Origin of the sequence: Streptomyces sp. NPDC005648 (assembly GCF_040605395.1) — a bacterium.
GTDB lineage: Bacteria > Actinomycetota > Actinomycetes > Streptomycetales > Streptomycetaceae > Streptomyces.
Window position 1 is genome coordinate 12,569 of record NZ_JBEXCS010000017.1, and the last position, 26,377, is coordinate 38,945.

The following is a 26,377-nucleotide window of genomic DNA, read 5'->3' on the forward strand; positions in this document are numbered from 1 at the left end:
TCAGGCCCGCGGAAGCCCCCTCCGGCCCCGCTCACCCGCCGTGCTCCCTCGAATGCTCCCCGTGTACATCCTTGCGCTCGCGTGCGCGCCGCGTGGTCCGGGCATCGACGGACTGTCGAGACCTGTCGAGCGGGGAGGTGCGCGTGCACGGACCGGCTTCGCCCGGCTGGCTGCTGGTCGCGCTGTGTGCGGCGACCGGGGCCTACTGTCTGCTGCGGATGCGCAGCACCGTCGAGGAGCAGCGCCGGGCCGCGGGCGGCGAGGCGCTGATGGGGTTCGGGATGGCGGCGATGGCCGTACCGGCGGCGGTGTTCAGCCCGCCCCCGTGGGCCTGGCCGCTGTACGCCACGGTGTTCGGCGCCGCCGCGCTGCGCGCCCTGTGGTCGGCCAGGACCGACGCGCACCATCTCCACCATCTGGTCGGCGCCTCGGCCATGGTCTACATGGCGCTCGCGATGGCCGCCTCGCCCGGACACCACGCCGGACACGGGAGTTCGTCCGGACTCCCGCCGGTGACAGGGATGCTGTTGCTGTACTTCACGGGCTATGTGCTGCTGTCCGGCGTACGGCTGATACCCGCCGCCGCGGGCGGCGGGGGCGCCGTGGGGTGGGGCGACCGGCCGGAGTTGGCGCGGGCGTGCCGGCTGTCCATGGGGATCGCGATGGTGGCGATGCTGATCACGCTCTGACCCCGTGGGGGTGGCGCGCAACCGTTGCCTGCGTCACTTTGCCGTGGCAGCCGGTGCCGTGGAGGGCGGGCCGCTCATAGGGTGATCGCCATGATGGTCCCCGCGGCACTGTTGCTGCTCGGCGCGCTGGCCGCCGTGGTCGCTCCCCGGCTGCTCGCCCGGGCCGACTGGCCGGACCGGGAGCCGGTGGTCGCGCTGTGGGTGTGGCAGTGCGCGGTGGCGGCCGTCCTGGTGTGCTGCGCGCTGTCGATGACACTGAGCGCGGCGGCCGCCTGGCAGGCGGTGCGGGGCCATGTGTTCGCCACGGCGCCGCACGGGGTCGTCGACGCGTACGCGCCGCGGCCCGCCGGTCCCTGGGCGGCGGTGACCGCGGTGGTGCTCGCGGGTGCCGGGCTGTGGAGCGGGGCGATGCTGGTCCGCGAAGTCGTACGGGCGCGGGCCCGGCGTCGCCGGACCCGGGCCGAACTCCTCGTCCGGGCACCGTTGTTGCCCGGGGAGGAGCCGGCCGGCGGACAGTTGGTCGTGCTGGAGGGCGAACGGGCCGAGGCCTGGTGGCTCCCCGGCGCGGCGCCCCAGCTCGTGGTCACCACGGCCGCGTTGCGCCGGCTGAAGGGACGGCAGCTGGACGCCGTCCTCGCGCACGAGCAGGGGCACGCGCAGGCCCGGCACGACTGGCTGCTGCACTGCTCGGCGGCGCTGGCAGGCGGCTTTCCGCAGGTGCCGGTGTTCGCGGCGTTCCGCGACGAGATGCACCGGCTGGTGGAGCTGGCCGCCGACGACATGGCCTCGCGCCGCCACGGCCGGCTGACCACCGCGCTCGCCCTGGTCGAACTCAACGAGGACCGGGGCGTGTTCGGCCCCTCCCCCACGGCCCAGGCCCATGTCCCGCAGCGTGTCCACCGTCTGCTCACCCCGCCCGACCGGCTCCCGGCGATCCGTCGACTGGGGCTCACGGCGACGGCCGCGCTGGTGCCGGTGGTGCCGGTACTGATCGCCTTCGTGCCGGGATTGCGGGCGTTGGGGTAGCCGGTGGTTTTCCGGGCAGGAGTGCCAGGAGACGCAGAAATCACCCCGTAATGGCCGCCCGCCCCGACGGTCGGCGAGGATCACGTCATGCACCCCGCGCCCGTCGACTCCCCACCCCGCCCGCCGGACCACCGCCCCGCCGCCCGCACGGCCGCCGCGCTCGCGCTCGGCTCGGCCCTGCTCCTCGTCCTGGTCGCGGTCGGGTGGCAGCCCCTGATCGGCCTCGACGGCGACATCGCCCGCACCACCCACCGCTGGGCCGTGGCCGAGCCCGGCCTCACCCACACCTTCCGCATCCTGACGGACTGGGTCTGGGACCCGTGGACGATGCGTCTGATCACCGCCGTGGTCGTGGTGTGGCTGGCGTGGCGCCGCTCGGCCTGGTGGACGGCGCTGTGGCTGGCGGTCACGGTGACGCTGGGCTCGGTGCTCCAGCAGGCCCTCAAGGCGGCGATCGACCGGCCCCGGCCCGTCTGGCCCGACCCCGTCGACTCCGCCCACTACTCGGCCTTCCCCTCCGGCCACGCCATGACCGCGACGGTCGTCTGCGGCCTCCTGCTGTGGCTGGTCCACCAGAGCGCCGACCGCGCCCTGTGGCACACGGCACTGTGGTCGGCGGTGATCTCGGTGATCGGCGTCGGCCTGACCCGGGTGTGGCTGGGCGTCCACTGGCCCTCGGACGTCGTGGGCGGCTGGCTGCTGGGGGCGATGCTGGTGGCGGCCGCCGTGTCGGTGCACCGCCGCTGGGCGCCGCCCGCCACGTCCTCACCGTAAGATCCACCCATGCTCGCTGTGCTCTTCGACTTCTCCGGCACCCTCTTCCGCATCCAGTCCACCGAGTCGTGGCTGCGCGGCGGACTGGAGGAGGCCGGGATCGTGCTGCCGGAGCCGGAGTTGGCACGGACGGCGAAGTCGCTGGAGGAGGCGGGGGCGCTGCCGGGCGGGGTGGCTCCGCTCAAGGTGCCGGACGAACTGGCCGAGCTGTGGCGGGTGCGCGACGAGAGCGCGGAACTGCACCGGGCCGCCTATACCGGACTCTCCCGCCAAGTGCCGCTTCCCGACCCGGGCTTGCACGACCTGCTCTACGACCGCCATATGACGCCGGCCGCGTGGACCCCGTATCCCGATGCCGACGACGTGCTCCGCGGGCTGTGCGAACAGGGGCTCGGCGTCGGTGTGATCAGCAACATCGGCTGGGATCCGCGCCCGGTCTTCGAGGCGCACGGCCTGGACCGGTTCATCGACGCGTATGTGCTGTCGTACCGGCACGGCATCCAGAAGCCCGACCGGCGGCTGTTCGCCATCGCCTGCGAGGCACTGGAGGTCGAACCCCGGGACGTGCTGATGGTCGGCGACAGCCGGGAGGCGGACGGCGGTGCGGCGGCCCTCGGCTGCCAGGTCTACTTCGTGGACCATCTGCCGGTGGACCGGCGACCGGACGGGCTGCGTCCGGTGCTGGGCCTGGTCGACTGACCGGGGCCGCCGGCAGCTGTTCGATCCGCTACTCGATATAGCCTTCCACCTGCGACGACGGCCGTACGCTCGCGTCGTCCGGGTTCTCCCCGAACTCCTCCTTGGCGCGCCGCTGCCGCAGCAGGTCCCAGCACTGGTCGAGCTCGCGCTCCAGCTGCCCGAGCCGCTGCTGTTCCGTCTCGTTGTCGATCTCCCCGGACGCGAGGGACGCCCTCAGCTTGCGCTCGTCCTCGACCATCTCCGTGATCCTGTGCAGGATCCGCCGGTCCTGTTCCATGTCCGTACGCCTCCTCGGCTCGACACCGGTGACCACTCTAGGGACGGCGGGGGCGTGGTGCGACAGGGCCCCGAGCGGGGCGGACCGGCGGAGGGAAGCGCACACATGGTCGCCTGAGGACACCTTCGGGGCGAGGAAACCGCCCGTCTGAGACGCTCCCCCGCGACGCCCCAGACAGGCGGCAGCTCTGACCAGGCCTCGGAGACCTCGACCCGGCTCCCCTGAGTATAGTTGGCTGGCAGCCAGTCAACGCAGGAGTTACAGCATGTCCCCGCGCAGCGCCTCGGTCAATGAAGAGTTGCGGAGACGTTCCAGGGAGCGGCTCCTGCAGGCGGCCGTCGAGATGGTCGGGGAGCACGGCTACGAGGCCACGACGCTCGGCGACATCGCGGACCGGGCGGGTTCGGCACGCGGTCTGGTGTCGTACTACTTCCCGGGCAAGCGGCAGCTCGTGCAGTCGGCGGTGCACCGGCTGATGCACCGGACGCTGGAGGAGGCGCTGGAGCGCGAGCCGTGCACCGAGGACGGGCGGGAGCGGATGGCGCGAGCCGTGGACGCGATCCTGGGGCTGGCCCGGGACCGGCCCGTGCTGATGCGTCAGCACATGGCGGGGCTGCTGCAGGCGGAGGGGTTCGTGCAGTGCCCGGAACAGCGACGGCTGGCCGAGCTGCTGCGGGACACCGTCGTACGGCACGGGTCGGCCGATGTCGACACGGACTATCCGATGCTGCGGTCGCTGCTGATGGGTGCCGTCTACGCCATGGTGCTGCCCAATGTGCCGATGCCGATCACGACCCTGCGGGCCGAGCTCTTCGAACGCTACCGGCTCGACTGGGAGATGGGCGTCCCGCCGGACACTGGGGAAGCGTCCGGCGGGACTCGGGAGACCGACCTGTCACGGTTCTTCGCGACCGGAGACGCTCCGGACGCGGAGCGCGGCCGTCCCGGTCAGTCGAAGTAGTCCGGCTGCGACTGGACGTTGAGCCCGTCCAGCCGGACCCGCTTCGCCGGATCGGTGCGCCGGTCGGTGAGTTCGAGGACGTCGAGGCCCTTGGCGATGTCGTTCGAGTAGATGTGGCCGTTGTAGTAGTACGCCGACCACGAGCCGCCGACCCTGAGGGTGTCCGTCGCCAGCGGGCCGCGCTCGAAGTAGGCGATCTCCTTCGGGTGCGCGGAGTCGGTGAACTCCCAGACGGAGACACCGCCCTGGTACCAGGCCTGGACCATGATGTCCTTGCCCTTGACCGGGATCAGCGAGCCGTTGTGGGCGACGCAGTTCTCGGTGTCGGCCTGGTGGCGCGGGATCTTGTAGTAGCCGCGGAAGACCAGCTTGCGCTTGTCCCCCTTGCCGACGATGTCGTAGATGCCGTCGGCACCGCGGTCCGGACCGATGGCCGCGTTGCAGGTGGCCGCGCCGCCACCGCCCAACTCGTCGGTGAACACGACCTTGTTCGCCTTCTGGTTGAAGGTGGCGGAGTGCCAGAAGGCGAAGTTGACGTTGTCCTGGACCTGGTCGATGACCTTCGGGTGCTCGGGATCCTTGATGGAGAGCAGGATGCCGTCGCCCATGCAGGCGCCGGCCGCCAGGTCCTTCGAGGGCAGCACGGTGATGTCGTGGCAGCCGGTGGTCTTGGAGACACCCGGGTTGGTGGGGGCGCCCGGGTTGCCGCCGCCGTCCGGGCCCTCACCGGGGAAGAGCACCGGGAAGCCCACGACCGCCGCCTTCTCGGGGTGGCCGCGGGGCACCTTGATGACCGAGATGCCGTCGTGCGGGGGTCGGCAGTCCGGGTAGGTGGCGCTGGGCGAGTACGAGGAGACGTAGACGTAGACGTCACGGCGCTCGGGGACCAGGGTGTGCGTGTGCGAGCCGCAGGCGGTCTCGACGGCGGCGACATACCGGGGGTTCCTGATGTCGCTGATGTCGAAGACCTTCATGCCCTCCCAGGAGGACTTCTCGGTGGCGGGCTGGGTGGTGCTGTTGCAACTGCTGTCGCTGCGCGAGGAGTCGGTGGACAGGAAGAGCAGGTCGCCGGAGACGGAGATGTCGTTCTGCGAGCCGGGACACAGCACCTGGGCGACCGTCTTCGGTGCCCTGGGGTTGCCGATGTCGAAGATGCGGAAGCCGTCGTAGTTGCCGGCGAAGGCGTAGCGGCCCTGGAAGGCGAGGTCCGAGTTGGTGCCGGCCAGGGCGTCCTTGGGGATGTTGACCAGGGGCTCGATGTTGGCGGAGTGGACCGTCTCGTCCTGGCCGGGTATCTCGCCGCTCTCGATGGCCTCGGCCGTCAGGGCCTCGGCGCTCCTGGACACCTCCTTGCCGGTGGCCGGGGCGTCCCCGGGGTCGGGGGTCGCGGCGGCCGGACCCGCGGTCAGCAGCGCGGCCAGGAGACCGGCCGCTGCGGCGGCAACTCCCAGGCGTCTGTGCCGGGTTCGGGACGGGCTGGACAGGATCACTGTTTCCTCCCTTGTTCCGTCGGTGGCGGAACGCATCACGCACCCCCGAAGTATCGTCTTCATCATGCCCAGATCAATAGATGGCAATGAAGACGTAATGAAGGTTTTCACTCGGTCATGCGGAGCCCTGGCCGTGCTGGCTCTGATCCTGTCGGCAGTGACGGGCTGCGAGTCCGGCTCCACCACCAAGTCATCGGCGCCCAGCGGCAGTTCGGTGCTCGCGCCCGGCCGGCCCGGCGAGGAGAACCGCACCCTCTCCGCCGCGGACGCCGCCGAACAGCGCGCCGAGGACGACTCCCCCAACGCGGCGGACGTCGCCTACGCCCGCATGATGATCCGCCACCACACCCAGGCCCTGGAGATGACCGGACTCGCCCCGGAACAGGCCGAGTCGACTCAGGTCAAACGCCTCGCGGCCCGCGTCTCGGCCGCACAGGGGCCCGAAATCACCGCGATGCGGGGCTGGTTGAAGACCCATGGCAAGGCGGAGCGGACCGACGACCACGACCACGCGGCCATGCCCGGCATGGCGACCGAGGCCCAGCTGACGAAACTGCGCGCGGCCCGGGGTCCGGCCTTCGACCGGCTCTTCCTCACTCTGATGATCACCCACCACGAGGGCGCCGTCACCATGGCCACCGAGGTGAAGGCGCAGGGCAACAACATCATGGTGGAGGAGATGGCCGACGACGTGATCGCCCAGCAGACGAGCGAGATCACCAGGATGCGCTCGATGCTCCAGCGGTGACCGGGCGGATCGCGGAGCGTGGGACCGGGCGGATCAGCGCCGCGCGTGGCTGGGCGGCTGGGCGGATCAGCGGCGCGCGTGGCTGGGAGTCAGGAAGCCCGCGTCCCGTGCCTGCGAGATCATCCGCAGGGACTTGCGGCGGCTGTGTCCGGTCGCGCACATCACCGCGAGGACCGGGTCGACGCCCTCGCCCTGGGCCGCGCGGTACTCCTGCGCGATGAGCCACCGCCCTTCCATACCGCGCGGCCAGGCCGGGCGGGCGCGCCGGGCATCGGACCGCTCCCGCGCCGGGTCCGGCTCCAGTCCGCACGCCTCGAAGAGCGGCCCCTCGATCCAGTCGGCCAGCACCGCGAGGTCGTCCAGGGACAGCGCCGGCTGCGCCTTTACGTCCTCCAGGGAGACGCACCCCTCACCGACCACGGCGAGCGCGTCCACGCGGGCGCCGTCCGGGAACGCCAGCCGGACGGTGAACCACTTCGTGGCGTTCTCGTCCTCCTGAACCTCCCACGCGGGCCACACGGACACCGTGCCGTCCGTCGGACAACGATCAGAAAGATTAAGAAAGGATGCTTCTAGCACATACGCAACGTAACCGCATGATCACATTCCATACGAACGGACACGCACGGGTGTGGCGCGCCTGCACCCTGTCAGCGCAGCAGCACCGGTGCGATGCTGGGGGCGTCAGCGATCTCCTGTCGTGAGGAGTTCCGCCGTGCTGCGTGTCGCCGTCGTCGGCTCCGGGCCGAGCGGGTGCTACACCGCCCAGAGCCTTGTCCAGCTCGACCCCGAGGTGCGCGTCGACGTCCTGGACCGGCTGCCGTGTCCGTACGGTCTGGTGAGGTATGGCGTGGCACCGGACCACGAGAAGATCAAGTCCCTGCAGAACAACCTCCGTTCGGTGCTGGAACACGAACGGGTGCGGTTCCTGGGCGGCGTCCAGATCGGGCCCGGCGGGGTGCCCGCCGAGCGGCTGCGGGAGCTGTACCACGCGGTGGTGTACTGCGTGGGCGCCGCCACCGACCGGCATCTGGGCATCCCCGGCGAGGAACTTCCGGGCAGCTGGTCGGCGACGCAGTTCGTGTCCTGGTACAGCGCCCATCCGGACGCCGGTGAGGACGGATTCGTCCGTGACGTCCGCTCGGCCGTGGTCATCGGCGTGGGCAACGTCGCGGTGGACGTCACACGGATGCTGGCCCGGGGCGCGGCGGAACTCTCCCCGACGGACATGCCCCAGGCCGCGCTCACCGCGCTGGCCGCGAGCCGGGTGAGCGACATCCACATGGTGGGCCGCCGCGGCCCGTCCCAGGCCCGCTTCACCACGAAGGAACTCCGCGAGCTGAACGGTCTGCCGGGCGCCGAAGTGACGGTGGATCCGGCGGAGTTGACCCTGGACCCCGCCTACACCGACCCCTCCGCCCTGCCGGCGGCCCAGCGCCGCAACGTGGAGGTACTGAAAACCTGGGCAAACGCGACACAGACAGCCACGAAGGCCGGCCTCGGCCCGGTCAGCGGCACGGGGGCGGGGGCGGACGCGGGAACGGGCGCGGTCGCACGAGCGGGGGCGGGCGCAGGAACGGAAGCGGACGGGCGCTCGCGGCTGGAGCCGGACGCGGGAGCGCGCACAGCCGTCGGCGCGCGGGCGGAGGCGGAGGCGGCGGGGAAAGCGCCCACGGTCGCCGGCGCGTGGGCGGAGGCAGACGGAGGATCCCGCACGGCCACTGGTACAGGGGCGGAAACAGGCGACGGGCCGCCCATGGCCACGGGCGCGCGGGCCGACACAGGCGACGGGCCTCCCATGGCCGCCGACACGCGGGCTCAGACAGGCGACGGAGCGTGCGCGGACGACGGTGTGCGGGCGAGTGCTGGTGCGGTCGGCGGGGTGGGTCCGATGGGGCGGGGTGGGCGCCGGAGCATCGCTCTGCGTTTCTTTCTGCGGCCCGTCGAACTCCTCGCCGACGGCGGGCGCGTGGGGGCCGTGCGCTTCGAGCGGACGGTGCCCGACTGGCTCGGGGGTGTGGTCGGCACCGGGCGATTCGAGGAGATCGAGGCGCAGTTGGTGTTGCGGTCCGTGGGCTATCGCGGAGTGCAGCTGGAGGGACTGCCGTTCGACGCCGAGGGCGGAACCGTGCCGCATCTCGGCGGGCGGGTGCTGCGCGAGGGCGTCGTCGCGGCGGGCGAGTACGTGGCCGGCTGGATCAAGCGCGGACCGACCGGCGTCATCGGCACCAACCGGCCGGACGCCAAGGAGACGGCGACATCCCTGCTGGAGGACGCCCCCGTTCTCGCCGCTAGGCGACTGCCCGGAGATCCGCTCGCGGTGCTGCGCGCGGGCGGTGTCGAACCGGTGCCGTGGACGGGCTGGCAGGCCATCGAGCGGGCCGAGGCGGCGCTCGGGGCGTCCCTGGGGCGAAGCGTGGTCAAGCTGGCGGACTGGGAGTCACTGCTGGCGGCGGCACGGACACCGGCTCCGTGACGGAGGGCGCGCGACCGCCTCGTAGCGGAGTCGGACGGCGCTCGGTGGGCAGGACACACAGCCACAACGGCCCGGAAATCAACAAACTGTTCAATTCTCTTGCGGTCTCGTGCTGATCGGACGTCCCCCCTGTCTCCGCCGCTCTGGAGTGCCCATGGCCACGACCACCCCCGTCCATCCCGTCGACGAGGTCCCACCCGTACGGCAGCTGGCCGCCTTCGGCCTCCAGCACGTGCTCGCGATGTACGCCGGCGCGGTGGCCGTACCGCTGATCGTGGGCGGGGCGATGAAACTGTCGCCCGCGGACCTGGCGTATCTGATCACCGCCGACCTGCTGGTGTGCGGAGTCGCGACGCTCATCCAGTGCGTGGGCTTCTGGCGGTTCGGCGTACGGCTGCCGATCATGCAGGGCTGTACGTTCGCCGCGGTGTCGCCGATGGTGCTGATCGGCACGACGGGCGGCGGACTGCCCGCGATCTACGGCTCGGTGATCGTCGCGGGGCTGGCGATCGTGCTCCTCGCGCCGGTCTTCGGAAAGCTGCTGCGGTTCTTCCCGCCGCTGGTCACCGGCACGGTCATCCTGATCATCGGCGTCTCGCTGCTGCCGGTCGCGGGCAACTGGGCCGCGGGCGGGGTCGGCTCGAAGGACTTCGGTGAGCCGAAGAACCTGGCGCTGGCCGGCTTCGTGCTCCTGGTGGTACTGGGTGTGCAGCGCTTCGCGCCGGCGTTCCTGAGCCGGATCGCGGTGCTGATCGGCATCGTGGTGGGGCTCGCGGTCGCGGTCCCCTTCGGGTTCACGGACTTCGGCGGGGTCGGGGACGCCGACTGGGTGGGCGTCAGCACGCCGTTCCACTTCGGCACGCCCTCCTTCCACGCCTCGGCGATCATCTCCATGCTGGTGGTGGCGCTGGTGACGATGACCGAGACGACCGGCGACCTGATCGCGGTCGGCGAGATGACGGGCCGCGAGGTCGAACCGCGCTCACTGGCGGACGGACTGCGCGCGGACGGGCTGTCGACCGTGCTGGGCGGCGTCTTCAACACCTTCCCGTACACGGCGTACGCGCAGAACGTGGGCCTTGTCGGCATGACCCGGGTCCGCAGCCGCTGGGTGGTGGCCGCCGCGGGCGGCATCCTGGTCCTGCTCGGCCTGCTGCCCAAGCTGGGCGCGGTCGTCGCGGCCATACCGGCGCCGGTGCTGGGCGGCGCGGGTCTGGTGATGTTCGGGACGGTGGCCGCGAGCGGTCTGCGGACTCTCGCGCAGGTGGACTTCAAGGACAACCACAACCTCACGGTCGTGGCCGTCTCGGTGGCCGTGGGCATGCTGCCGGTGGGGGTGCCGACGGTCTACGAGAAGTTCCCGGACTGGTTCCAGACGGTGATGAACAGCGGTATCAGCGCGGGCTGTCTGACGGCGATCATGCTGAACCTGCTCTTCAACCACCCTCCCTCGAAGGCCGGTTCACCCGCCGAGGCGGGCCTCCTGCCGAGCGGCGGCGGCGAGCAGGGCGTCGAGGAGTCCCGGGAAGAGGTCGTCTAGGTCCTCGCGGCGCAGACCGTTCATCTTCGCCGTGCCCCGGTAGTTCTGCCGGATCACCCCGGCCTCGCGCAGCACCCTGAAGTGGTGCGTGGAGGTGGACTTGGTGACCGGCAGCTCGAACTGCGAACAGGACAGCTCGTCGCCGTCGGCGGCGAGCTCTCGCACGATCCGCAGCCGCATCGGGTCGGAGAGCGCGTGCAGTACGGCCTCCAGCCGGAGGTCGTCGCGGGTCGGGTGGGGCAGGTCTCGGCCGGCGGCGACGGAGACGGGAGCAGAGGCGGAGGCGGCGGGGGCAGGGACGGGGGTACTCACGACAGCCATTGTACGAGAGGTATCGTAGTTTGACACTTCGCGTACTACGATGCCTATCGTACGAGTGTCCCTCGTCCCGGTATCGCGAGAACGGAGCAGCTCCGTATGAGCGCCCTCTTCCAGCCCTTCACCCTGCGCGACGTGACCCTCCCGAACCGGGTCTGGATGGCGCCCATGTGCCAGTACTCCGCCGCGGCGGAGGGACCCGACACCGGAGCGCCGAACGACTGGCACTTCGCGCACTACGCGGCACGCGCGGCCGGCGGCACCGGGCTCGTCGTCGTCGAGGCCACCGCTGTCTCGCCCGAGGGCCGGATCTCCCCGCACGACCTGGGCATCTGGAACGACACCCAGGTGGCGGCGTTCCGCCGGATCACGCGCTTCCTCGTCTCGCAGGGCACCGTGCCGGGCATCCAGCTGGCCCACAGCGGCCGCAAGGCGTCGACCGGGCGGCCCTGGAAGGGCGGTGCGCCCCTGGGGCCGCAGGAGGGCGGCTGGCAGCCCCTCGCCCCGAGCGCGGTGTCCTTCGACGAACGGCACCCGGTGCCGACCGAGTTGACGGTCGATCAGATCCAGGAGATCGTCGGCCGGTTCGCGGACGCCGCCCGCCGCGCCCTCGCCGCCGGCTTCGAGGTCGCCGAGATCCACGGCGCCCACGGCTATCTGATCAACGAGTTCCTCTCGCCGCACTCCAACCACCGCGCCGACGCCTACGGCGGCTCCTACGAGAACCGCACCCGCTTCGCGCTCGAAGTCGTGGACGCCGTACGGGCGGTGTGGCCCGAGGAGAAGCCGCTGTTCTTCCGTGTCTCGGCGACCGACTGGCTGGAGCGGGGCGGCTGGAGTGCCGACGACACGGTCCGCTTCGCCGCCGATCTGCGGGCGCACGGCATCGACCTGCTCGACGTCTCCACCGGCGGCAACGCCTCCGGGGTGACCATCCCGGTCCGGCCCGGCTACCAGGTGCCCTTCGCGGCCCGGGTCAGGTCGGAGACGTCCCTGCCGGTCGCCGCCGTAGGACTGATCACGGACGCCGAACAGGCCGAGAAGATCCTGGCCAACGGCGAGGCGGACGCGGTGCTGCTGGGCCGCGAACTCCTCCGCAACCCGTCCTGGGCCAGGCACGCAGCACGGGAACTGGGCGGCGAGGTGCATGTGCCGGAGCAGTACCACCGCTCGGTCTAGGTCCGGACACGGTCGGGTCGGCGTCGCTCAACCGCGGGGACGCGAGCGTTCAGCGGTGGTGCGGGTGATCGGGGACGGCTGTCAGCGCGGGTCGAGGTCCGCGAGGTCCGCGTCGGACACGGGGTATCCGTGCAGCCCCTGCAGCGCGTGGTGCTGTGCCCTCTCCGCCACTTGGCGGGTCTCGGCGACGACGTCACCGCGTTCGCGGACGAGGCTGTCGTAGACCGGTAGATGGTCGTCGTGGGTCGCGTTCGGTGTCACAGGGGTGATCCTTCTGGGTGCGGTACGGCCGACCAGCAAATAAAGCAGAGCCGGCGGGTCGTAACGGCGGAGAAGAAGCACGCGTTCTGTGCCCATGGTGCGAACATCCTGTGTCACGGGACCAGGCCCCGCACCGTCTCCTCCAGCCGCGGCAGCATCCGCCGGCCCGCCGGTGCCAGCGCGATCGAGGCCGCGACTCCCGCCCAGGCCACCGGGCCCAGGGGGGTGCAGCCGAACAGGCCGCTGACGCCCGGCGTCTGGATCAGGGCCACCAGCGCCACCGCGGAGCCGATCGAGGTGATCCGGACGAGTGGGCTGTCCCGGCGGTCCAGCAGGGTCTGCGCGAGCTGGGTGCCGACCACCCCGCACAGTGCCATGGTGCCGGTGCGGCGGGCGGTGCCCGGGGTGAACCGGCCGAACAGCCAGGCCGCGGTGGCGCCCGCACCGGTCGTCAGCGCGCGGTGCCGGATCTGCCGGATCAGCGGCCGGCCCAGCACGTCGGAGGTGTCCTCCGGCGATCCGGCGGCCGACCGCCGGGCCTCCTCGTCCGGCGTCACGGCCACCGCCATCGCCGGGAACAGGTCGGTGAACAGGTTGACCAGCAGCATCTGCCGGGTCGTCAGCGGTGCCCGGCCCGCGATCAGCGTGCCCAGGATGCCGAAGCCGACCTCCCCCGCGTTCCCGCCGATCAGGATGGCGATGGCGTCGGCGACGCTGTGCCACAGGGCGCGGCCCTCCTGGACGGCCTCGATCAGCACCGACAGGTCGTCCTCGGTGAGGACCAGGTCGGCCGCGTTGCGGGCGGCGGCCGAGCCGCGGGCGTTGATGCCGACGCCGATGTCGGCGGCCCGGATCGCGGCGGCGTCGTTGGCGCCGTCGCCGACCATGGCGACCACCCGGCCGGCGTCCCGCAGCGCCTCGATGACCTGGAGCTTCTGCTCGGGCGCGACCCGGGCCACCACGCCGACGTCCCGCAGCATCCGCTCCCTCGCCGAGCGGTCGGCGGCCGTGAGCTCGTCACCGGTGACCACGGACGTGTCGGCGGGCCAGCCGAGCTCGCCCGCGATGGCCCGGGCGGTCTGCGGATGGTCGCCGGTGAGCATGACGGGCCGTACGCCCGCCTCGCCGAGACCCCGCACGAGCGCCGGGGAGGTCTCCCTGGGGGCGTCCGCGAGCGCCAGCAGCCCGGTGAACTCCAGCTTCCCGAGCGGCTGTTCGAGTACGTCCTTCTCGTCGCCGCCCTCCTCGCCGTCCCCGCCGTCCGTGAGCCGCCGTTCGGCCACGGCCAGGACCCGCAGCCCGTCGGCGGCGAGCGCGGAGGCCGCGTCGGAGGCGCCGGAGGGGAGGTCCGCGCAGGCGGGCAGGACGTTCTCCGGCGCGCCCTTGACCACCAGGACACCCGGGCCGTCCCCGGTGCGGCCGACGGCGGCGGCGTAGCCGCGGGCGGCCTCGAAGGGCAGTCCTTCGAGCTGCGTCCACTCCGGGTCCGGGCGTGCCGCCTCGAGGACGGCCTCGTCGGTGGCGTGCACGATCCGGTCGGAGTCGCCGTTGAGCTGCGGGCAGGCCCGCGCGGCGGTGCGCAGGGTGTGTGCGGCGACCTCGTCGTCCACCCCGCGAGGCCTTCCGTCGCCGTTCGTGACCCGGGTCAGACGCAGCCGGTTCTCGGTGAGTGTGCCGGTCTTGTCGAAGCAGATGGTGTCCATCCGGCCCAGCGCCTCGAGCGTGCGCGGGGTGCGCACCAGCACCCCGCGCCGGCTCAGTCTGCGGGCCGCCGCGAGCTGGGCCACCGTGGCCACCAGGGGCAGTCCTTCGGGTACGGCGGCCACGGCGATGGCCACTCCCCCGCTGACGGCCTCGCGGATCGGTGTACGCCGCAGCAGGGCCAGACCGGTCACGGCGGCCCCGCCGGCCAGTGTCAGCGGCAGTGCCCTGCGGGTGATCTCCTGCAGCCTGCCCTGTACTCCGGCGGCCGGGGGCGTGCGGGCGGCGAGGTGGACGGCGCGGGCGGCCTCGGTGCGGTCGCCGGTGTCCACGACGACGGCGCGGGCCTGTCCGGCCACGACCGTGGTGTGCTCGAAGACCATGCAGCTGCGCTCGGCGACCGCCGCCTCGGGTGTCGGGTCGGTCCGCTTCCCGACCGGCAGGGACTCCCCGGTCAGCGCGGACTCGTCGACCTCCAGCCCGTCCTGCCGGAGTAGGCGCGCGTCCGCGGGCACCACGTCGTCGGCGTTGAGCTCGATGACGTCGCCCGGCCGGAGCCCGGCGGCTTCGACGGTACGCGTGTCTCCGCGCTCGGCGTCGTCCGGGGGCGCGACACGTGCCTTCCGCTTCTGCTCGGCGAGCAGCCCGGACACCGCCTGCTCGGCGCGCAGCCGTTGCAGACCGCCGACCAGGGCGTTGAGGTCCAGCGCGCCGACGACGAGCAGGGCGTCCATGGCGGAGCCGAGGATCGCCTCGGCGGCCGAACCGACGGCCAGGACGGGGGTGAGGGGGTCGTCCAGTTCCCCGCGCACGGCCCGCGCCAGCCGCGCGGACCAGCGCGCCGGGGCCAGCAGGGGGTGCCGGCCGACGCGGGAGGCCATGCTCGCGGCCTGTCCGTCCGCCGCCGGTTCCTCCTGCGGCAGACGCCTGAGCCGGTCCCGTACGTCGTCGGGTTCCAGCTCGTGCCAGGCCACCCGGGGGCGCGGGTGCGGGGCGGGGGTCCTGGCCACGCGCAGTGCGGCGCGGGCGCCGGAGAACAGGGCGGCGGCGGCACTCGCGTCCACGGGCGTGTGGCGCAGCCCCGGCCACGGGGTGCGGGCCGTGCCGCGGGCCTCACCGACCGCCACGAGGATGCCGGAGAGCGTGGCGCCGGACCGGGCGAGGACCTGCGCCCTGCGGCCGACACCGCGGGCCGCCGGGACGGCGGTGAGCAGCCGCCACACATCGGCCAGACCGTGCAGGGCCAGCACGTCCGCTCCCCACACCACGGCACCGCCGTGATCGGTCAGGGCGACGGCCACGTCCCCGCCGAGCAGGCCCGCCAGCACGTCCGAGTCGTCGGCCGAGCGGGGCCGGGCGACCGTGACCACGGTCCGGCCCTCCTCGCGCAGCTGCGTCACCGCGTCGGCGAGGGACCGCTCGGCGGGCAGCAGGGTGTCGGCGAGTCCGGTGAAGTCGGCCAGGGCGGGGTCGTCGCCCAGGACCACGTGCAGCCCGGCCCGCCGTGCCGCGTCCAGCACCGGCTCGGCCCAGGCGTCGGCGCCGTCGCCGGGCGCCCGCAGCGCGCTCGGATGCAGTACGACCGTGTCGGCCATCTCCAGTTCCCGCAGGCGCTCGGTGTCGCGCACCAGGACGCCGGAGCGGGACAGGGCGGTGCTGAGGAGGGCGTGGAAGGCGGCGGGACCGTACCGGGCCGCCTTGGGGGAGCCGGCGAGGACGGCTTCGGCGGCCTCCGTCACATCGTGCTTGACCAGCAGGGCGGCCGCGGCGCCGAGCAGACTGCCGACGGAGGCGTGACCGGCGTACTCCTGCGCGGGGGAGGTGCGCAGCGGCGGGCGCGGGCGGTGGCCCGCGGGCACACCGGACCGCTGCGGGGTGCACACCTCGTCGTGCACCGACTCGAAGGCCGTCACCCGGGCCGCGGTCTCGACCAACTGGCAGGCGCGCAGCGCTCCGTCGAGCACCAGGGCGGTCGGGGTCCGGCCGGCGCCGTGCGCGACCGCGTTCGCGGCGGCCAGCAGCAGATCCATCCGGGTGCGGCCGAGGCGGGCCCGCAGCCAGGCGCGGACGCGGGGGTTCTCGCGGGCCAGCGTCACCAGCGCGGTCAACTGGCGGGGTGAGGGCGGCAGCCGCAGTCCGTATCCGGCGAAGGCGACCGTGATGCCCAGGGCGTCGGCGGCGAGCGCCTCGGCGGCGGCCCGCACTCCGGCCGGGTCGGCGGGGTGGGCGAACTCCTCCACACTCTCGTCGGTCGAGGCCAGCCCGTGCCGGGCCGCGGCTTCCGTGGCCGCCTCCACGACCCGGTCACCGACCGCCTCCTCCACGGCGACCACGACCAGTCTGCTGAGCCCGCCGTCCCAGTACGCGCTCACCACGTCCGGGCGCTCTGCCAGCGCCGAGGCGACCCGCCGGGCCCGCCGCGCCAGTTGCTCCGCCCCGCCCTCCCTCCGCAGCCGGTCCGGCTCCTCGGGCCGCAGCGCCAGATGCGCCCGGGTGCCGGAGCGCCAGGGCCGCGGGCCGCCCGACAGCGAGCGCCGGACGACCCCTACGACCTGCGCGGCACCGTCGGCACCGCGCACACCGGCCCGCGCGGTCCCGGCCACCGCCCCGGCGGCCGCACCCACCCCGGGCGCGGCCCCCCGCACCACCAGCCGCGGCCCGGCCCCCGCCACCCCGATCGCGGCACCCAAGGCCCGAGCCAGCACACCCAGCACCGTCACACCCCCTCAGAGCGTCGTCCGACGCGGAGAAGCGGTCCCGGAACCGCCCTCACCAACACCACCGCTCGACTCCCCCACACCAGGAGACGAAGCCTCGCTCCCGGCGGCGTCCTCAACTGCTCCGGAAGACGAGGCCTCCGGACCGGCCACCTCCTCCGCCGCTCCGGGCGACGGCGCCTCGGGACCAGACGGCTGCCCCACTGCTCCCAGGGGCGAGGACTCGCGGCCGGACGGCTGGGCCACCCCACCCGCAGCCAGAGCCTCGGGACCAGGCGTCCCCTCCGCCGCCCCCGGAGACGGAGCCTCAGGACCGGGCGGCTGATCGTCCGTGCCGCTGTTGTGGGACTTCGGGGCGGCGGACGGGTGCCGTCGACCGGGATCCGACTCGTGGCCGGAGGAGTGCCTGGGCTCGGCGGGGGCGGTCGGCTCCGTCGCGTCCGGTGTCAGGGTCCCGGAGTCGCCGGATGACCGCGACACGCCTGTCTTCGGCTCCGCCGCGCCGGAGTCCGGCTCCACGGGCCCAGCCGGAGGGGCCGCGTCGGCGGTATTCGGCTCCGGTGCGGCGGGTGAGGGTGCCTTCGGGCCCACGGGCAGCTGTGTGTCGCCGGTGATCACCTGGTCCGAACCGCTCGAAGCACGGAACGGCGCCGCGCTCAGCGACTCTCCGGGTGTCGTGCCCACGTCGCCCGACGGCATCTCGCCCGGTTCGCCCGTGCCACCCGCAGGGCTCCCGGGCTCTTCGCTCACGGGGATCACCTGGATCTCGCCCGCGGGAACCTCGCCCTCGGGAACCGCGGCAGCGGGCCGCTCCCGCTCCTCCGGCCGGGACTGGGTCAACCACGCCACCGCCGCACCGGTGACGGCGACGGGCCACTCCACGACGCCCGCGACACCGAGGACCCCCGCTCCCGTGTACACGGCCAGGCGCCGCCCGCGCGGCGACACGGCGCCCACCCTGTCCAGCGCTCCCCCGGCCACCCTGCTCACCGTCCCCGCGCCGGGTACGCGCCGCAGCACCGACGCTGCGGTGCGCAACGGCTGCGGGAGGGTCGTCGACGACGACTGCTGCCGAGCCATGATCCGCCTCTTTCCGTGACGTCCGACATCGCTTCCGGACGGCCGGGTTCCCGCCCTGCGTGAGGTCACCCGGACTTCCCGCAGGCAGATACCGGGAACGCCGGGCGGCGAGGGGAGCCCGCGAGGCGGACACGTGCGGTGGCCGGGGACCGCCGTCCTCGGCCACCGCACGTGCGAGACAGGTCAACCGGCCGTACAGACCGTCCCGTTGAGCGTGAAGGCGGCCGGCGCCCCGCTGTTGCCGGTGTGGTCGGCCTGGTAGCCGATGGACACACTCGCCCCGGGCGCGATCGTCCCGTCGTACGAAGCGTTGGTGGCCGTCACCGCGCCGGTGCTCGGCGCGTAGGTGGCGCCCCAGCCGTTGGTGAGGGTCTGCCCGGCGGGCAGGGTGAAGGCGAGCTGCCAGCCGTTGATCGTCGTCGTGCCGGTGTTGGTGACGGTCACGGAGGCGGTCAGGCCCGTGTTCCAGGCGTTGGTCGTGACGCTCACCCTGCAGGCGCCCGGCGGCGGCTGGGGCGCGGGGCCGGAGCTGTCGAGGCCGAAGAAGGTGAGGGCGCGGGAGGCCATGCCGTAGGTGTAGAGGTTGTGGCCGACGCCCTGGAGGCTGATCGCCTCCACGGGGGCCCGGTCACCGGTGGAGCCGTAGCGGGTGCGGGTCCAGCCGGAGGCGGGGGTGTCGGTGGCGGCCGGGCTCTGGCCGACGCCGAGCACATCGGTCCACTCCTTGATCTCCTCGCCGAAGTCGGGATAGCGCAGCGTCGCGTCCTCGGTGCCGTGCCACAGCTGCATCCGGGGACGCGGTCCCGTGTAGCCGGGGTAGGCGGCGCGGACCAGGTCGCCCCACTCCTGCGGGGTGTGTGTGATCGTGCCGTTGGCGCAGGCGCTGTTCCACTCGGAGCCGTCGGTGGTGGCGAAGCAGCCGAACGGTACACCGGAGAAGGCGGCCCCGGCCGCGAAGACGTCCGGGTAGTCGCCGAGCAGGACGTTCGTCATCATCGCGCCGGAGGAGATGCCGGTCGCGAAGATCTTCGTCGTGTCGGCGGCATAGGTGCGGGTGACCCAGTCGATCATCGACTTGATGCCGACCGGGTCGCTGCCGCCGCCCCGCTCGAGCGCCTGCGGCGAGGAGACGTCGAAGCACTTGCTGGCCCGGGTGACCGAGGGGTAGATCACGACGAAGCCGTAGGTGTCGGCGAGTTGGTGCCACTCGGTGGCGTTGTACATGTCCGGCCCGGAGCCGGTGCAGTAGTGCACGGCCACGACGACCGCGGGGTGCGCGGTGACGCTGCCGGGGACGTACAGGTACATCCGCAGACTGCTGGGGTTGGTGCCGAAGTCGGTGACCTCCGTGAGGGTCGCGGTGGGTACGGCGGCCCGGACGGCGGCCGTGGCCGGGGGCGCGCCGAGGCTCACCGCGGCGAGCAAGGGCACCAGTGCGGTGACCAGGGCCAGGAGGACCGTACGCAGTGGTCTCCTCGCGGTGGTGCGGGTGCGGGTGGACACGTTGTTGCTCCTCTCTCTCGGGAATCCTCGGGTCTTTCGGGAATCCTCGGGAATCTTCCGGAAAAGGGAACCGTGCGTCCCGCATGGTGGCATGGACACGACCGTCACGGAAGCGCTCCCACGGACAGAACGTCTTTTGCGCAAAGCGTTGACCAGAAAGCGCTTACCCTCTACGTTCCGTTCAGCGATGTGACCGAGAGACGCCCATGAGGGGCGAAACCCGTACATTGCTCGCGCACGAAGTTCAACATGGCGTACATCGTTCACGTACATGATCCACATTGAACCTTCCGAAGGGACGCACCCGCATGCGTACTCGCCCCCCACATACACACGCGCAAAGATCCACCCTGGCGGCGGCCGCCGCCGCGGCGCTCACCACGGTCGCCGTCCTCGCCCTCCCCCAGTCCGCCTCGGCGGCCGAGTCCTCGCCGGTCGGCTTCGGCGCGGGCACGACCGGCGGCGGCAGCGCGTCGGCGGTGACCGTCTCGACGCTCAGCGCCTTCAAGTCGGCGGTCACCGGCAGCGCTTCGAAGGTCGTCAGGGTCAGTGGCCTGATCTCGCTGAGCGGTCAGGTCGACATCGGCTCCAACACCACGGTCCTGGGCGTCGGTTCGTCCTCCGGATTCACCGGCGGCGGACTGCGGCTGAAGAACGCGACCAACGTGGTGGTCCGCAACCTCGCCATCAGCAAGGCGGTCGGCACGGACGCCATCACCGTCCAGAAGTCGACCAAGGTGTGGATCGACCACAACTCCCTGTCGTCCGACCGCGACCACGGCAAGGACCACTACGACGGCCTGGTCGACATCACGCACGCCTCGGACTACGTGACGGTCTCCTGGAACACCTTCAAGAACCACTACAAGGGCTCCCTGGTCGGCCACAGCGACAACAACGCGAGCGAGGACACCGGGCATCTGCGGGTGACGTACCACCACAACTGGTTCGACAACGTCAACTCCCGCATCCCCAGCCTGCGTTTCGGCACCGGGCACTTCTACGACAACTACGTCGTCGGCGCCGAGACCGCCGTGCACTCGCGCATGGGCGCCCAGATGCTCGTCGAGAACAACGTGTTCCGCTCCACCGGGGTCGCCGTCACCACCAGCCGCGACAGTGACGAGGACGGCTACGCCAACCTCAAGGGCAACGACCTCGGCGGAGCCGCCACCGAGATCTCCCGGGTCGGCACCTTCACCAGTCCGCCCTACGCCTACACCGCCGAGCCGGCCTCCTCCGTCGTCGCCTCGGTGACCGCCGGCGCCGGCGCCGGAAAGCTCTGACTCCCGCCCCCCACCTGGAAGAAGGCAGCAGGACATGACCGCACCAGCACGCACGCGTGCCCGTCGGCGCGCACTCGCCGGCGGCCTGGCCGCACTCGGGCTCTCATCTGTCATGATCATGACAGATGGCGCCGCACCCGCGAGCGCCGCCACCTGGCCCTCGGCCAACGGCAGCCAGGCCGTCACCGCCACCATCAAGCTGTCCGGCACCAAGGACTACGGGATGAAGCGCCTCTACGGCAGCGGCGACCTCGGCACCGGCGGCCAGAGCGAGAGCCAGGACCCGATCCTGGACCTCGCGGCCGGGACCGTCCTGAAGAACGTCATCATCGGCGCCCCGGCGGCCGACGGCATCCACTGCGAGGGCAGCTGCACGCTGCAGAACGTGTGGTGGGAGGACGTCGGCGAGGACGCGGCGACGTTCAAGGGCTCCTCGTCCTCGAACGTCTACACCGTCTCCGGCGGCGGCGCGAAGGAAGCCAGCGACAAGGTGTTCCAGTTCAACGGCGCCGGCACCCTCAACGTCTCCAACTTCGCCGTGCAGAACTTCGGCAAGCTGGTGCGCAGCTGCGGCAACTGCAAGACGCAGTACAAGCGGACCATCAACCTCAACACCATCGAGGCGACGTACAAGGGCACCGCGATCGTCGGGATCAACACCAACTACGGCGACAGCGCGACCCTGAGGAAGATCACCATCGTCGGTGACTCCGGCAAGAAGATCGTCCCCTGCCAGAAGTACATCGGGAACAACACGGGTGCGGAGCCGCCGAAGAACGGCTCGGACGCGGACGGAACCTACTGCAAGTACTCGTCGTCCGACATCACCTACAAGTAACAGGCCCCCCACGGGGAATCCGGCCGTACGAAGCGCACCCGCACGGCGCTTCGTACGGCCGCCGTGTCATGTCCGGGGGGCGGTCCCCCGCCGGCTCACGCCCCCATGGCCCCGGTGATCTCGCGCTGGTAGCGCGCGTAGGCGTCGCGCAGGGCCGTTCCCGGCCAGGGGGCGGGGAGGAGTTCGGGGGGCAGCACGGGATCGGTGAGGAGATGGCGTACGACCGCGGCGAAGGCCGTGAGCCGGTCCGCGGGGCGGTCCGCCCGCGCGACATGGGCCAGCAGGGCGCGCGCGGTGGCGGCCCAGGCGTCCAGCGGCCAGAGGTCGGCGGCCAGTTCGCGGGGCGGCCGGTCGGGGCGGGCGGTGTACGACTGGGCGACGGGCGCCAGTTCGCCGGGGAGCGCGCGGGTGAGGTTGGCCGGGCGCAGCCAGACGCCCTCGCGGAGTTCCGCGAGCCGCAGCGCGGTCAGCCGGGTGCGCAGATCGGCGCGTTCGGCGGGGCCACGGCCGGTCGCCGTGATCACCACCATCTCCCAGTCGCCGTCCCACGCGCGCGTGCGGGCGTCCACCGACTCGTCCTGGCGGCGCTGGCGGGCCAGCAGGCGGTCGCTGAGCCGGTAGACACCGTCGGCGGTGCGCCGCAGGTCACCGGCGGTCACCATCCTGCTGAGCGCGGCACGCAGCGTGGAGCCGCCGACGCCGAAGGGCTCCACCGCGCGAACGAGGTCCCTGACCGCCAGCTGCGGCGGGTGGGAGCCCAGCAGCAGGCTCAGCACGACCGACCGCGCGGACAGGGGCCGCAGGTCGACCTCGCCGGGCCGCTCCGAGCCGTTCATACGCATGGGGACGTACTGTACGGGTCTCTTGTTGTTGCATCATTGCTACGGTCGCACGAAGGGTGCAACATGGCGGCATGGTCTCGACACCCGCGCCCACGCCGCCGCCGTACGCCACCCACGACGTCACCAACCAGCCCCCGCCCCTGACGCCGTACGACGCCTCTGAGGACACCGCCCTCTTGGAGGGGGTGCGCCGCGAGGGCGCCGGCTGGGCCGAGGAGGAGCTGCGGCGGCTGGGCCTGGCGGCGGGCAGCGCCGAGGCGCAGGAGTGGGCCGAGCTGGCCAACGTCCATGAACCGGTGCTGCGTACCCACGACCGCTACGGCAACCGGATCGACGAGGTCGACTTCCACCCGAGCTGGCACCATCTGATGCGGACCGCGGTCGCCGAGGGGCTGGCCGCCTCCCCGTGGGCGGACGAGCGGCCGGGTGCCCATGTGGCCCGTACCGCGGGCGGGTTGGTCTGGGGGCACACGGACGCGGGACACGGCTGCCCCACTTCGATGACGTACGCGGCCGTCCCCGCCCTGCGCGCACAGCCGGAGCTGGCCAAGGTCTACGAGCCGCTGCTGACCAGCCGCGTGTACGAGCCGGGTCTGCGGGTGCCGACCGAGAAGCCCGGTCTGCTCGCGGGCATGGGAATGACCGAGAAGCAGGGCGGCTCGGACGTCCGTACGAACTCCACCACGGCCACCCCGACCGCCGAGCCCGGCGTGTACACCCTGCGCGGGCACAAGTGGTTCACCTCGGCGCCGATGTGCGACGTGTTCCTGGTACTGGCGCAGGCCCCGGACGGCCTGTCCTGCTTCCTGGTGCCGCGCGTCCTGCCCGACGGCACCCGCAACACGTTCCGCATCCAGCGCCTCAAGGACAAGCTGGGCAACCGCTCCAACGCCTCCTCGGAGCCGGAGTTCGACGGGACGGTGGCCTGGCTGGTCGGGCCGGAGGGCCGGGGCGTCAGGACGATCATCGAGATGGTCAACTGCACACGGCTCGACTGCGTGATGATGTCGGCGACGCTGATGCGCAGAACGCTCGTCGAGGCGGGTCACCATGTGCGCCACCGCACCGCCTTCGGCGCCCGGCTGATCGACCAGCCGCTGATGCGCAACGTCCTGGCCGACCTCGCGCTGGAGTCCGAGGCCGCCACCACCCTCACGCTGCGGCTGGCCGGCGCGGCCGACCGGGCGATCCGCGGGGACGCGCGAGAGGCGGCCTTCCGGCGCATCGCCACGGCCGTGGGCAAGTACTGGGTCACCAAGCGCGGCCCGGCCTTCACCGCGGAGGCCCTGGAGTGCCTGGGCGGCAACGGCTACGTCGAGGACTCCGGCATGCCCCGCCACTACCGCGAGGCCCCGCTGCTGTCGATCTGGGAGGGCTCGGGGAACGTCAACGCCCTTGACGTGCTCAGGGCCCTGAGCCGCGAGCCGGGTACCGCGCAGGCCCTCCTCGACGAACTCGCCCCGGCCCGGGGCGCGGACGCCCGCCTGGACGCGGCCGTGGCCCGTCTGGAGCAGCTGCTGGCGGCCGGCTCCGAGACCACCGCGCGCCGGCTGGTCGAACTGATGGCGCTGACCCTCCAGGCCTCCCTCCTGGTCCGGCACGCCCCGCCCGCCGTCGCCGACGCGTTCTGCGCGACCCGGCTCGGCGGCGACTGGGGTCACTCCTTCGGCACCCTGCCCGACGGCGCCGACCTGGACGCGATCCTGGAACGGGCGTTGCCCGACGGGCAGTTGAGCCTGTTGTAGGCAGACTGTCACCTCCCGGTTCCGCTTCGTTGTCAGTGGCGTGGTGCAGACTCACGATCAGTTGGCACTTCGCCTGGGGAGGACAACGTGTTCACGGGGATCGACGAGGTCGACTGGGCCTCGCTGAGGCATGCGTACGGCAGCGCGGAGGACGTGCCCGCACTGCTGAGGGGGCTGGCGTCGGCGGACCCGGCCGAGCGGGAGATCGCGCTCGACGGGATGTACGGAGCGGTGCACCACCAGGGCGACGTGTACGACTCGACGCTGGCGTGCATTCCGTTTCTGTTCGCGCTCGTGGCGAGCGAGGCGGTGCGGGAGCGGGGCGGCATCGTGGAGCTGCTGGCCGGCATCGGACAGGAGGGCGAGGACCGGGAGCGCGCCGACGACACGTATGCGATGGCGCGCACCGCGGTCCGGGCGGGGGCGGGCGTCTTCGCCGGGCTGGTCCAGGACCCGGACCCCGAGGTGCGCGGGGCGGCCGTGGGCGCGCTGGTGCGCTTCCTCGACGAACCGGAGCGGGTGATGGGCCTGCTGCGGCAGCGGATCACGGTGGAGCGGGACGACCGGGTGCTGCTCGCCCTCGCGGAGGGTCTCGGGGTCTTCGCGCGTCGCCACCCGGCACACGCGGCCGACGCGGTGGACCTCCTCACCGCCCAGAGCGGCCCGCCGTTCGGTCCTGGACTGCGGCTGGCCGCGCTGGGGCAGCTGGCGGGCTGTGCCCCGGACCGGCTCCCGGCCGACCTGGTGCCCACCGTCGTACGGCTGCTCAGGCAGCGCTCCGGACGGCGGCCGTGCCGATCGGAGGAGCCCGACCGGCCGGACACGGACACCCTCGTCGGTCGGCTGCGCAGACTGCGCCCCTCGGACGAGGAGGGTTCACAGCTGCTGCGGACCCTGCACCGGGCGCTCGACGACCGGGTGGACGAGCGGAGCGCCCTGCTGGTGGGGCAGTTGAGCAGCCCGGGGGCGACCGATCGGTGCAACGCGGTGTGGATGGCGCCGGGGCTGATCCGCGAGTGGCGTGCCGACCACAGCGAGGTCGTGGCGCTGATCGGCGCCCAACTGGGCGCGGAGGAGGACCGGTTGCGCGAGGCCGCGCTCTCCGCCCTGGACGGCATCGTCGGCCTGGCCGCCCCGGCCGCCGACGACCTCCACGCGCTGGTGACCTCCCGTCCCGATCTCTGGGTACGGCGGTGGGAGCGCGGGGCGCCGACCCTGGGCGACCCGGTCAAGGTGCTGGCCTGGTGCGGGGATCCGCGGGTGGTGCCCGTCCTGGCCCAGGTGCTGGCCGGGCCGGTCGTGCCGGACGACCTGGGGCGTGCGGTCGTCCCTCTGGGAGCCGCCGGGACTCCGTTGGCGCCTGCGTTGCGCCGCAGACTCGGTGACGTGCCACTCGATTCACCCGAGACGTACGACCGGGCGATGCCGCTGCTGTCGGCGCTGAAGGCGATCGGTGACACCCGGGCGGTGCCGGAGGTGCTGCGACTGCTGGCGGGGACGGCCGACGGACGGTGGCCCCGGGAGGCGGCGGTGCGGGCGCTGGGGGCGTTCGGACCGGTGGCACGGGAGGCGATTCCCGCGTTGCGGGGGCTGCTGGACACCGAGTCGGCGGCCGTCGCCGCGGAGGCGTTGTGGTCGTTGGAGGGGGACGTCTCGGCCGTACTGCCGGTGCTGGTCCGAGAGTTGACGAGCGACGGACACCGCCCCCGCGCGGCGGCCGACGTCCTGGCGCGGCTGGGGCCGCCGGCCCGTTCCGCGCTGCCCGGGCTGTACCGTCTGGCGGGGTCCGACGAGCCGTGGGAGCGGACGGCGGCCGCGTGTGCCCTGTGGCGTGTCGGCGGGGACCCGGAGCTCTCGGCACCGGTCCTGAGGACGGCCTGGGCGAAGAACCCGCACACCCGGCTCCCGATCGCGTCCTGCGTCGCGGCACCGGGCCCCGCGGGCGAGCCCCTCCACGACCTCCTCCGCACGGAACTCGCCTCACCCCGCCGCCACAAGGCCTCCACAGGCGGCTACGGCGGCCACGACATCCTCGACGACCTGGAGCTGCTGCGGGTGTGCCGGCAAGCGGTGGACGAGCCGTAGGCCGACGACGACGGACACGGCACGGGAGGGACGGGAGAACGGGAGGGACGGGCGGGACAGGCTCCGCCAGGCGCAACGGAGGCTGTGATCAGCGGCGCGGGACGGGGCGGGCCGCGCCCGGCACAGCGGGGCCTGTGGAGGC

General features: G+C 72.7%; 22 protein-coding genes. 14 read left to right on the forward strand and 8 right to left on the reverse strand.

Annotated elements, in window-relative coordinates; genetic code table 11:
* Positions 1–143 precede the first annotated feature (143 nt).
* The 4 genes from ABZT17_RS12705 (at position 144) to ABZT17_RS12720 (ending at position 3,188) form a co-directional block, all read left to right on the forward strand.
* Entirely contained in the window at positions 144–689 is a 546-nt protein-coding gene (locus tag ABZT17_RS12705) for a DUF5134 domain-containing protein (RefSeq protein ID WP_356347369.1), read from the forward strand.
* Positions 690–779: 90 nt separating this feature from the next.
* Positions 780–1,715 (forward strand): M56 family metallopeptidase, encoded by a 936-nt coding sequence (locus ABZT17_RS12710; protein WP_356347372.1) that lies wholly within the window; start codon positions 780–782, stop codon positions 1,713–1,715.
* An 87-nt stretch (positions 1,716–1,802) separates the two neighbouring features.
* A complete protein-coding gene (locus tag ABZT17_RS12715; RefSeq protein ID WP_356347374.1) occupies positions 1,803–2,489 on the forward strand; it encodes a phosphatase PAP2 family protein in 687 nt (228 codons plus the stop codon).
* 9 nt (positions 2,490–2,498) lie between these two features.
* Positions 2,499–3,188 carry an HAD-IA family hydrolase gene (locus ABZT17_RS12720; RefSeq protein WP_356347377.1) on the forward strand — a complete coding sequence of 230 codons (690 nt, stop codon included), beginning with the start codon at positions 2,499–2,501 and terminating at the stop codon, positions 3,186–3,188.
* 28 nt (positions 3,189–3,216) lie between these two features.
* On the opposite strand, the gene ABZT17_RS12725 is transcribed toward ABZT17_RS12720, so the two are convergent.
* Complete coding sequence (locus ABZT17_RS12725; RefSeq protein ID WP_356347380.1) at positions 3,217–3,465, reverse strand: DUF2630 family protein; 249 nt, start codon at positions 3,463–3,465, stop codon at positions 3,217–3,219.
* Positions 3,466–3,730: 265 nt separating this feature from the next.
* Here ABZT17_RS12725 and ABZT17_RS12730 point away from each other — a divergent pair, with 265 nt between their 5' ends.
* Positions 3,731–4,426, forward strand: coding sequence for a helix-turn-helix domain-containing protein (locus ABZT17_RS12730; RefSeq protein WP_356347383.1), 696 nt, complete (start codon positions 3,731–3,733; stop codon positions 4,424–4,426).
* Here the strand turns inward: ABZT17_RS12730 and ABZT17_RS12735 are convergent.
* Positions 4,414–5,916, reverse strand: coding sequence for a hypothetical protein (locus ABZT17_RS12735; RefSeq protein WP_356347386.1), 1,503 nt, complete (start codon positions 5,914–5,916; stop codon positions 4,414–4,416). The genes ABZT17_RS12730 and ABZT17_RS12735 overlap by 13 nt on opposite strands.
* Positions 5,917–6,013: 97 nt before the next feature.
* On the opposite strand from ABZT17_RS12735, the gene ABZT17_RS12740 reads away from it, so the two are divergent.
* Complete coding sequence (locus ABZT17_RS12740) at positions 6,014–6,664, forward strand: DUF305 domain-containing protein (protein ID WP_356347388.1); 651 nt, start codon at positions 6,014–6,016, stop codon at positions 6,662–6,664.
* Between the two features lie 66 nt (positions 6,665–6,730).
* Here ABZT17_RS12740 and ABZT17_RS12745 read toward each other — a convergent pair whose 3' ends face one another.
* A complete protein-coding gene (locus tag ABZT17_RS12745) occupies positions 6,731–7,189 on the reverse strand; it encodes a DUF6214 family protein (RefSeq protein WP_356347391.1) in 459 nt (152 codons plus the stop codon).
* A 190-nt stretch (positions 7,190–7,379) separates the two neighbouring features.
* On the opposite strand from ABZT17_RS12745, the gene ABZT17_RS12750 reads away from it, so the two are divergent.
* Positions 7,380–9,140, forward strand: coding sequence for an FAD-dependent oxidoreductase (locus ABZT17_RS12750; RefSeq protein WP_356347393.1), 1,761 nt, complete (start codon positions 7,380–7,382; stop codon positions 9,138–9,140).
* A 154-nt stretch (positions 9,141–9,294) separates the two neighbouring features.
* A complete protein-coding gene (locus ABZT17_RS12755) occupies positions 9,295–10,680 on the forward strand; it encodes a nucleobase:cation symporter-2 family protein (RefSeq protein ID WP_356347396.1) in 1,386 nt (461 codons plus the stop codon).
* On the opposite strand, the gene ABZT17_RS12760 is transcribed toward ABZT17_RS12755, so the two are convergent.
* Positions 10,603–10,923, reverse strand: a complete 321-nt coding sequence (locus tag ABZT17_RS12760; RefSeq protein ID WP_356347591.1) for a helix-turn-helix domain-containing protein — start codon at positions 10,921–10,923, stop codon at positions 10,603–10,605. The two genes, ABZT17_RS12755 and ABZT17_RS12760, sit on opposite strands and share 78 nt — an antisense overlap.
* Positions 10,924–11,097: 174 nt before the next feature.
* Between ABZT17_RS12760 and ABZT17_RS12765 the strand changes: the two genes are divergently transcribed.
* The gene (locus ABZT17_RS12765) at positions 11,098–12,177 is read left to right on the forward strand and encodes an NADH:flavin oxidoreductase/NADH oxidase (protein ID WP_356347398.1); all 1,080 of its coding nucleotides are present in this window, start codon (positions 11,098–11,100) and stop codon (positions 12,175–12,177) included.
* An 81-nt stretch (positions 12,178–12,258) separates the two neighbouring features.
* Here ABZT17_RS12765 and ABZT17_RS12770 read toward each other — a convergent pair whose 3' ends face one another.
* Both ABZT17_RS12770 and ABZT17_RS12775 read right to left on the reverse strand, forming a co-directional pair.
* Positions 12,259–12,438, reverse strand: a complete 180-nt coding sequence (locus ABZT17_RS12770; RefSeq protein ID WP_356347400.1) for a hypothetical protein — start codon at positions 12,436–12,438, stop codon at positions 12,259–12,261.
* 113 nt (positions 12,439–12,551) lie between these two features.
* On the reverse strand, positions 12,552–16,841 hold the full coding sequence (locus ABZT17_RS12775; RefSeq protein WP_356347593.1) for a cation-translocating P-type ATPase: 4,290 nt from the start codon (positions 16,839–16,841) through the stop codon (positions 12,552–12,554).
* 691 nt (positions 16,842–17,532) lie between these two features.
* Here ABZT17_RS12775 and ABZT17_RS12780 point away from each other — a divergent pair.
* Complete coding sequence (locus ABZT17_RS12780; protein WP_356347402.1) at positions 17,533–17,955, forward strand: hypothetical protein; 423 nt, start codon at positions 17,533–17,535, stop codon at positions 17,953–17,955.
* Between the two features lie 164 nt (positions 17,956–18,119).
* On the opposite strand, the gene ABZT17_RS12785 is transcribed toward ABZT17_RS12780, so the two are convergent.
* A complete protein-coding gene (locus ABZT17_RS12785) occupies positions 18,120–19,439 on the reverse strand; it encodes a PHB depolymerase family esterase (protein ID WP_356347404.1) in 1,320 nt (439 codons plus the stop codon).
* Positions 19,440–19,747: 308 nt separating this feature from the next.
* Between ABZT17_RS12785 and ABZT17_RS12790 the strand changes: the two genes are divergently transcribed.
* Both ABZT17_RS12790 and ABZT17_RS12795 read left to right on the forward strand, forming a co-directional pair.
* Positions 19,748–20,725 (forward strand): pectate lyase, encoded by a 978-nt coding sequence (locus ABZT17_RS12790; RefSeq protein ID WP_356347406.1) that lies wholly within the window; start codon positions 19,748–19,750, stop codon positions 20,723–20,725.
* Between the two features lie 34 nt (positions 20,726–20,759).
* A complete protein-coding gene (locus ABZT17_RS12795; protein WP_356347409.1) occupies positions 20,760–21,563 on the forward strand; it encodes a pectate lyase in 804 nt (267 codons plus the stop codon).
* A 95-nt stretch (positions 21,564–21,658) separates the two neighbouring features.
* Here the strand turns inward: ABZT17_RS12795 and ABZT17_RS12800 are convergent, their stop codons facing one another.
* Positions 21,659–22,405 carry a PaaX family transcriptional regulator C-terminal domain-containing protein gene (locus ABZT17_RS12800; RefSeq protein WP_356347412.1) on the reverse strand — a complete coding sequence of 249 codons (747 nt, stop codon included), beginning with the start codon at positions 22,403–22,405 and terminating at the stop codon, positions 21,659–21,661.
* A gap of 71 nt (positions 22,406–22,476) precedes the next feature.
* Here ABZT17_RS12800 and ABZT17_RS12805 point away from each other — a divergent pair, with 71 nt between their 5' ends.
* Both ABZT17_RS12805 and ABZT17_RS12810 read left to right on the forward strand, forming a co-directional pair.
* Entirely contained in the window at positions 22,477–24,150 is a 1,674-nt protein-coding gene (locus tag ABZT17_RS12805; RefSeq protein ID WP_356347414.1) for a DNA alkylation response protein, read from the forward strand.
* An 87-nt stretch (positions 24,151–24,237) separates the two neighbouring features.
* Positions 24,238–26,235, forward strand: coding sequence for a HEAT repeat domain-containing protein (locus ABZT17_RS12810; protein WP_356347416.1), 1,998 nt, complete (start codon positions 24,238–24,240; stop codon positions 26,233–26,235).
* Positions 26,236–26,377: the final 142 nt, after the last annotated feature.

Excerpts from the sequence above, each read along its gene's own strand:
- ABZT17_RS12795 (WP_356347409.1), top strand. The coding sequence starts at position 20,760 with ATGACCGCACCAGCACGCACGCGTGCCCGTCGGCGCGCACTCGCCGGC.
- ABZT17_RS12805 (WP_356347414.1), top strand. The coding sequence starts at position 22,477 with ATGGTCTCGACACCCGCGCCCACGCCGCCGCCGTACGCCACCCACGAC.
- ABZT17_RS12800 (WP_356347412.1), bottom strand. The coding sequence starts at position 22,405 with ATGCGTATGAACGGCTCGGAGCGGCCCGGCGAGGTCGACCTGCGGCCC.
- ABZT17_RS12710 (WP_356347372.1), top strand. The coding sequence starts at position 780 with ATGATGGTCCCCGCGGCACTGTTGCTGCTCGGCGCGCTGGCCGCCGTG.
- ABZT17_RS12740 (WP_356347388.1), top strand. The coding sequence starts at position 6,014 with ATGAAGGTTTTCACTCGGTCATGCGGAGCCCTGGCCGTGCTGGCTCTG.
- ABZT17_RS12725 (WP_356347380.1), bottom strand. The coding sequence starts at position 3,465 with ATGGAACAGGACCGGCGGATCCTGCACAGGATCACGGAGATGGTCGAG.
- ABZT17_RS12765 (WP_356347398.1), top strand. The coding sequence starts at position 11,098 with ATGAGCGCCCTCTTCCAGCCCTTCACCCTGCGCGACGTGACCCTCCCG.
- ABZT17_RS12730 (WP_356347383.1), top strand. The coding sequence starts at position 3,731 with ATGTCCCCGCGCAGCGCCTCGGTCAATGAAGAGTTGCGGAGACGTTCC.
- ABZT17_RS12790 (WP_356347406.1), top strand. The coding sequence starts at position 19,748 with ATGCGTACTCGCCCCCCACATACACACGCGCAAAGATCCACCCTGGCG.
- ABZT17_RS12715 (WP_356347374.1), top strand. The coding sequence starts at position 1,803 with ATGCACCCCGCGCCCGTCGACTCCCCACCCCGCCCGCCGGACCACCGC.
- ABZT17_RS12755 (WP_356347396.1), top strand. The coding sequence starts at position 9,295 with ATGGCCACGACCACCCCCGTCCATCCCGTCGACGAGGTCCCACCCGTA.
- ABZT17_RS12720 (WP_356347377.1), top strand. The coding sequence starts at position 2,499 with ATGCTCGCTGTGCTCTTCGACTTCTCCGGCACCCTCTTCCGCATCCAG.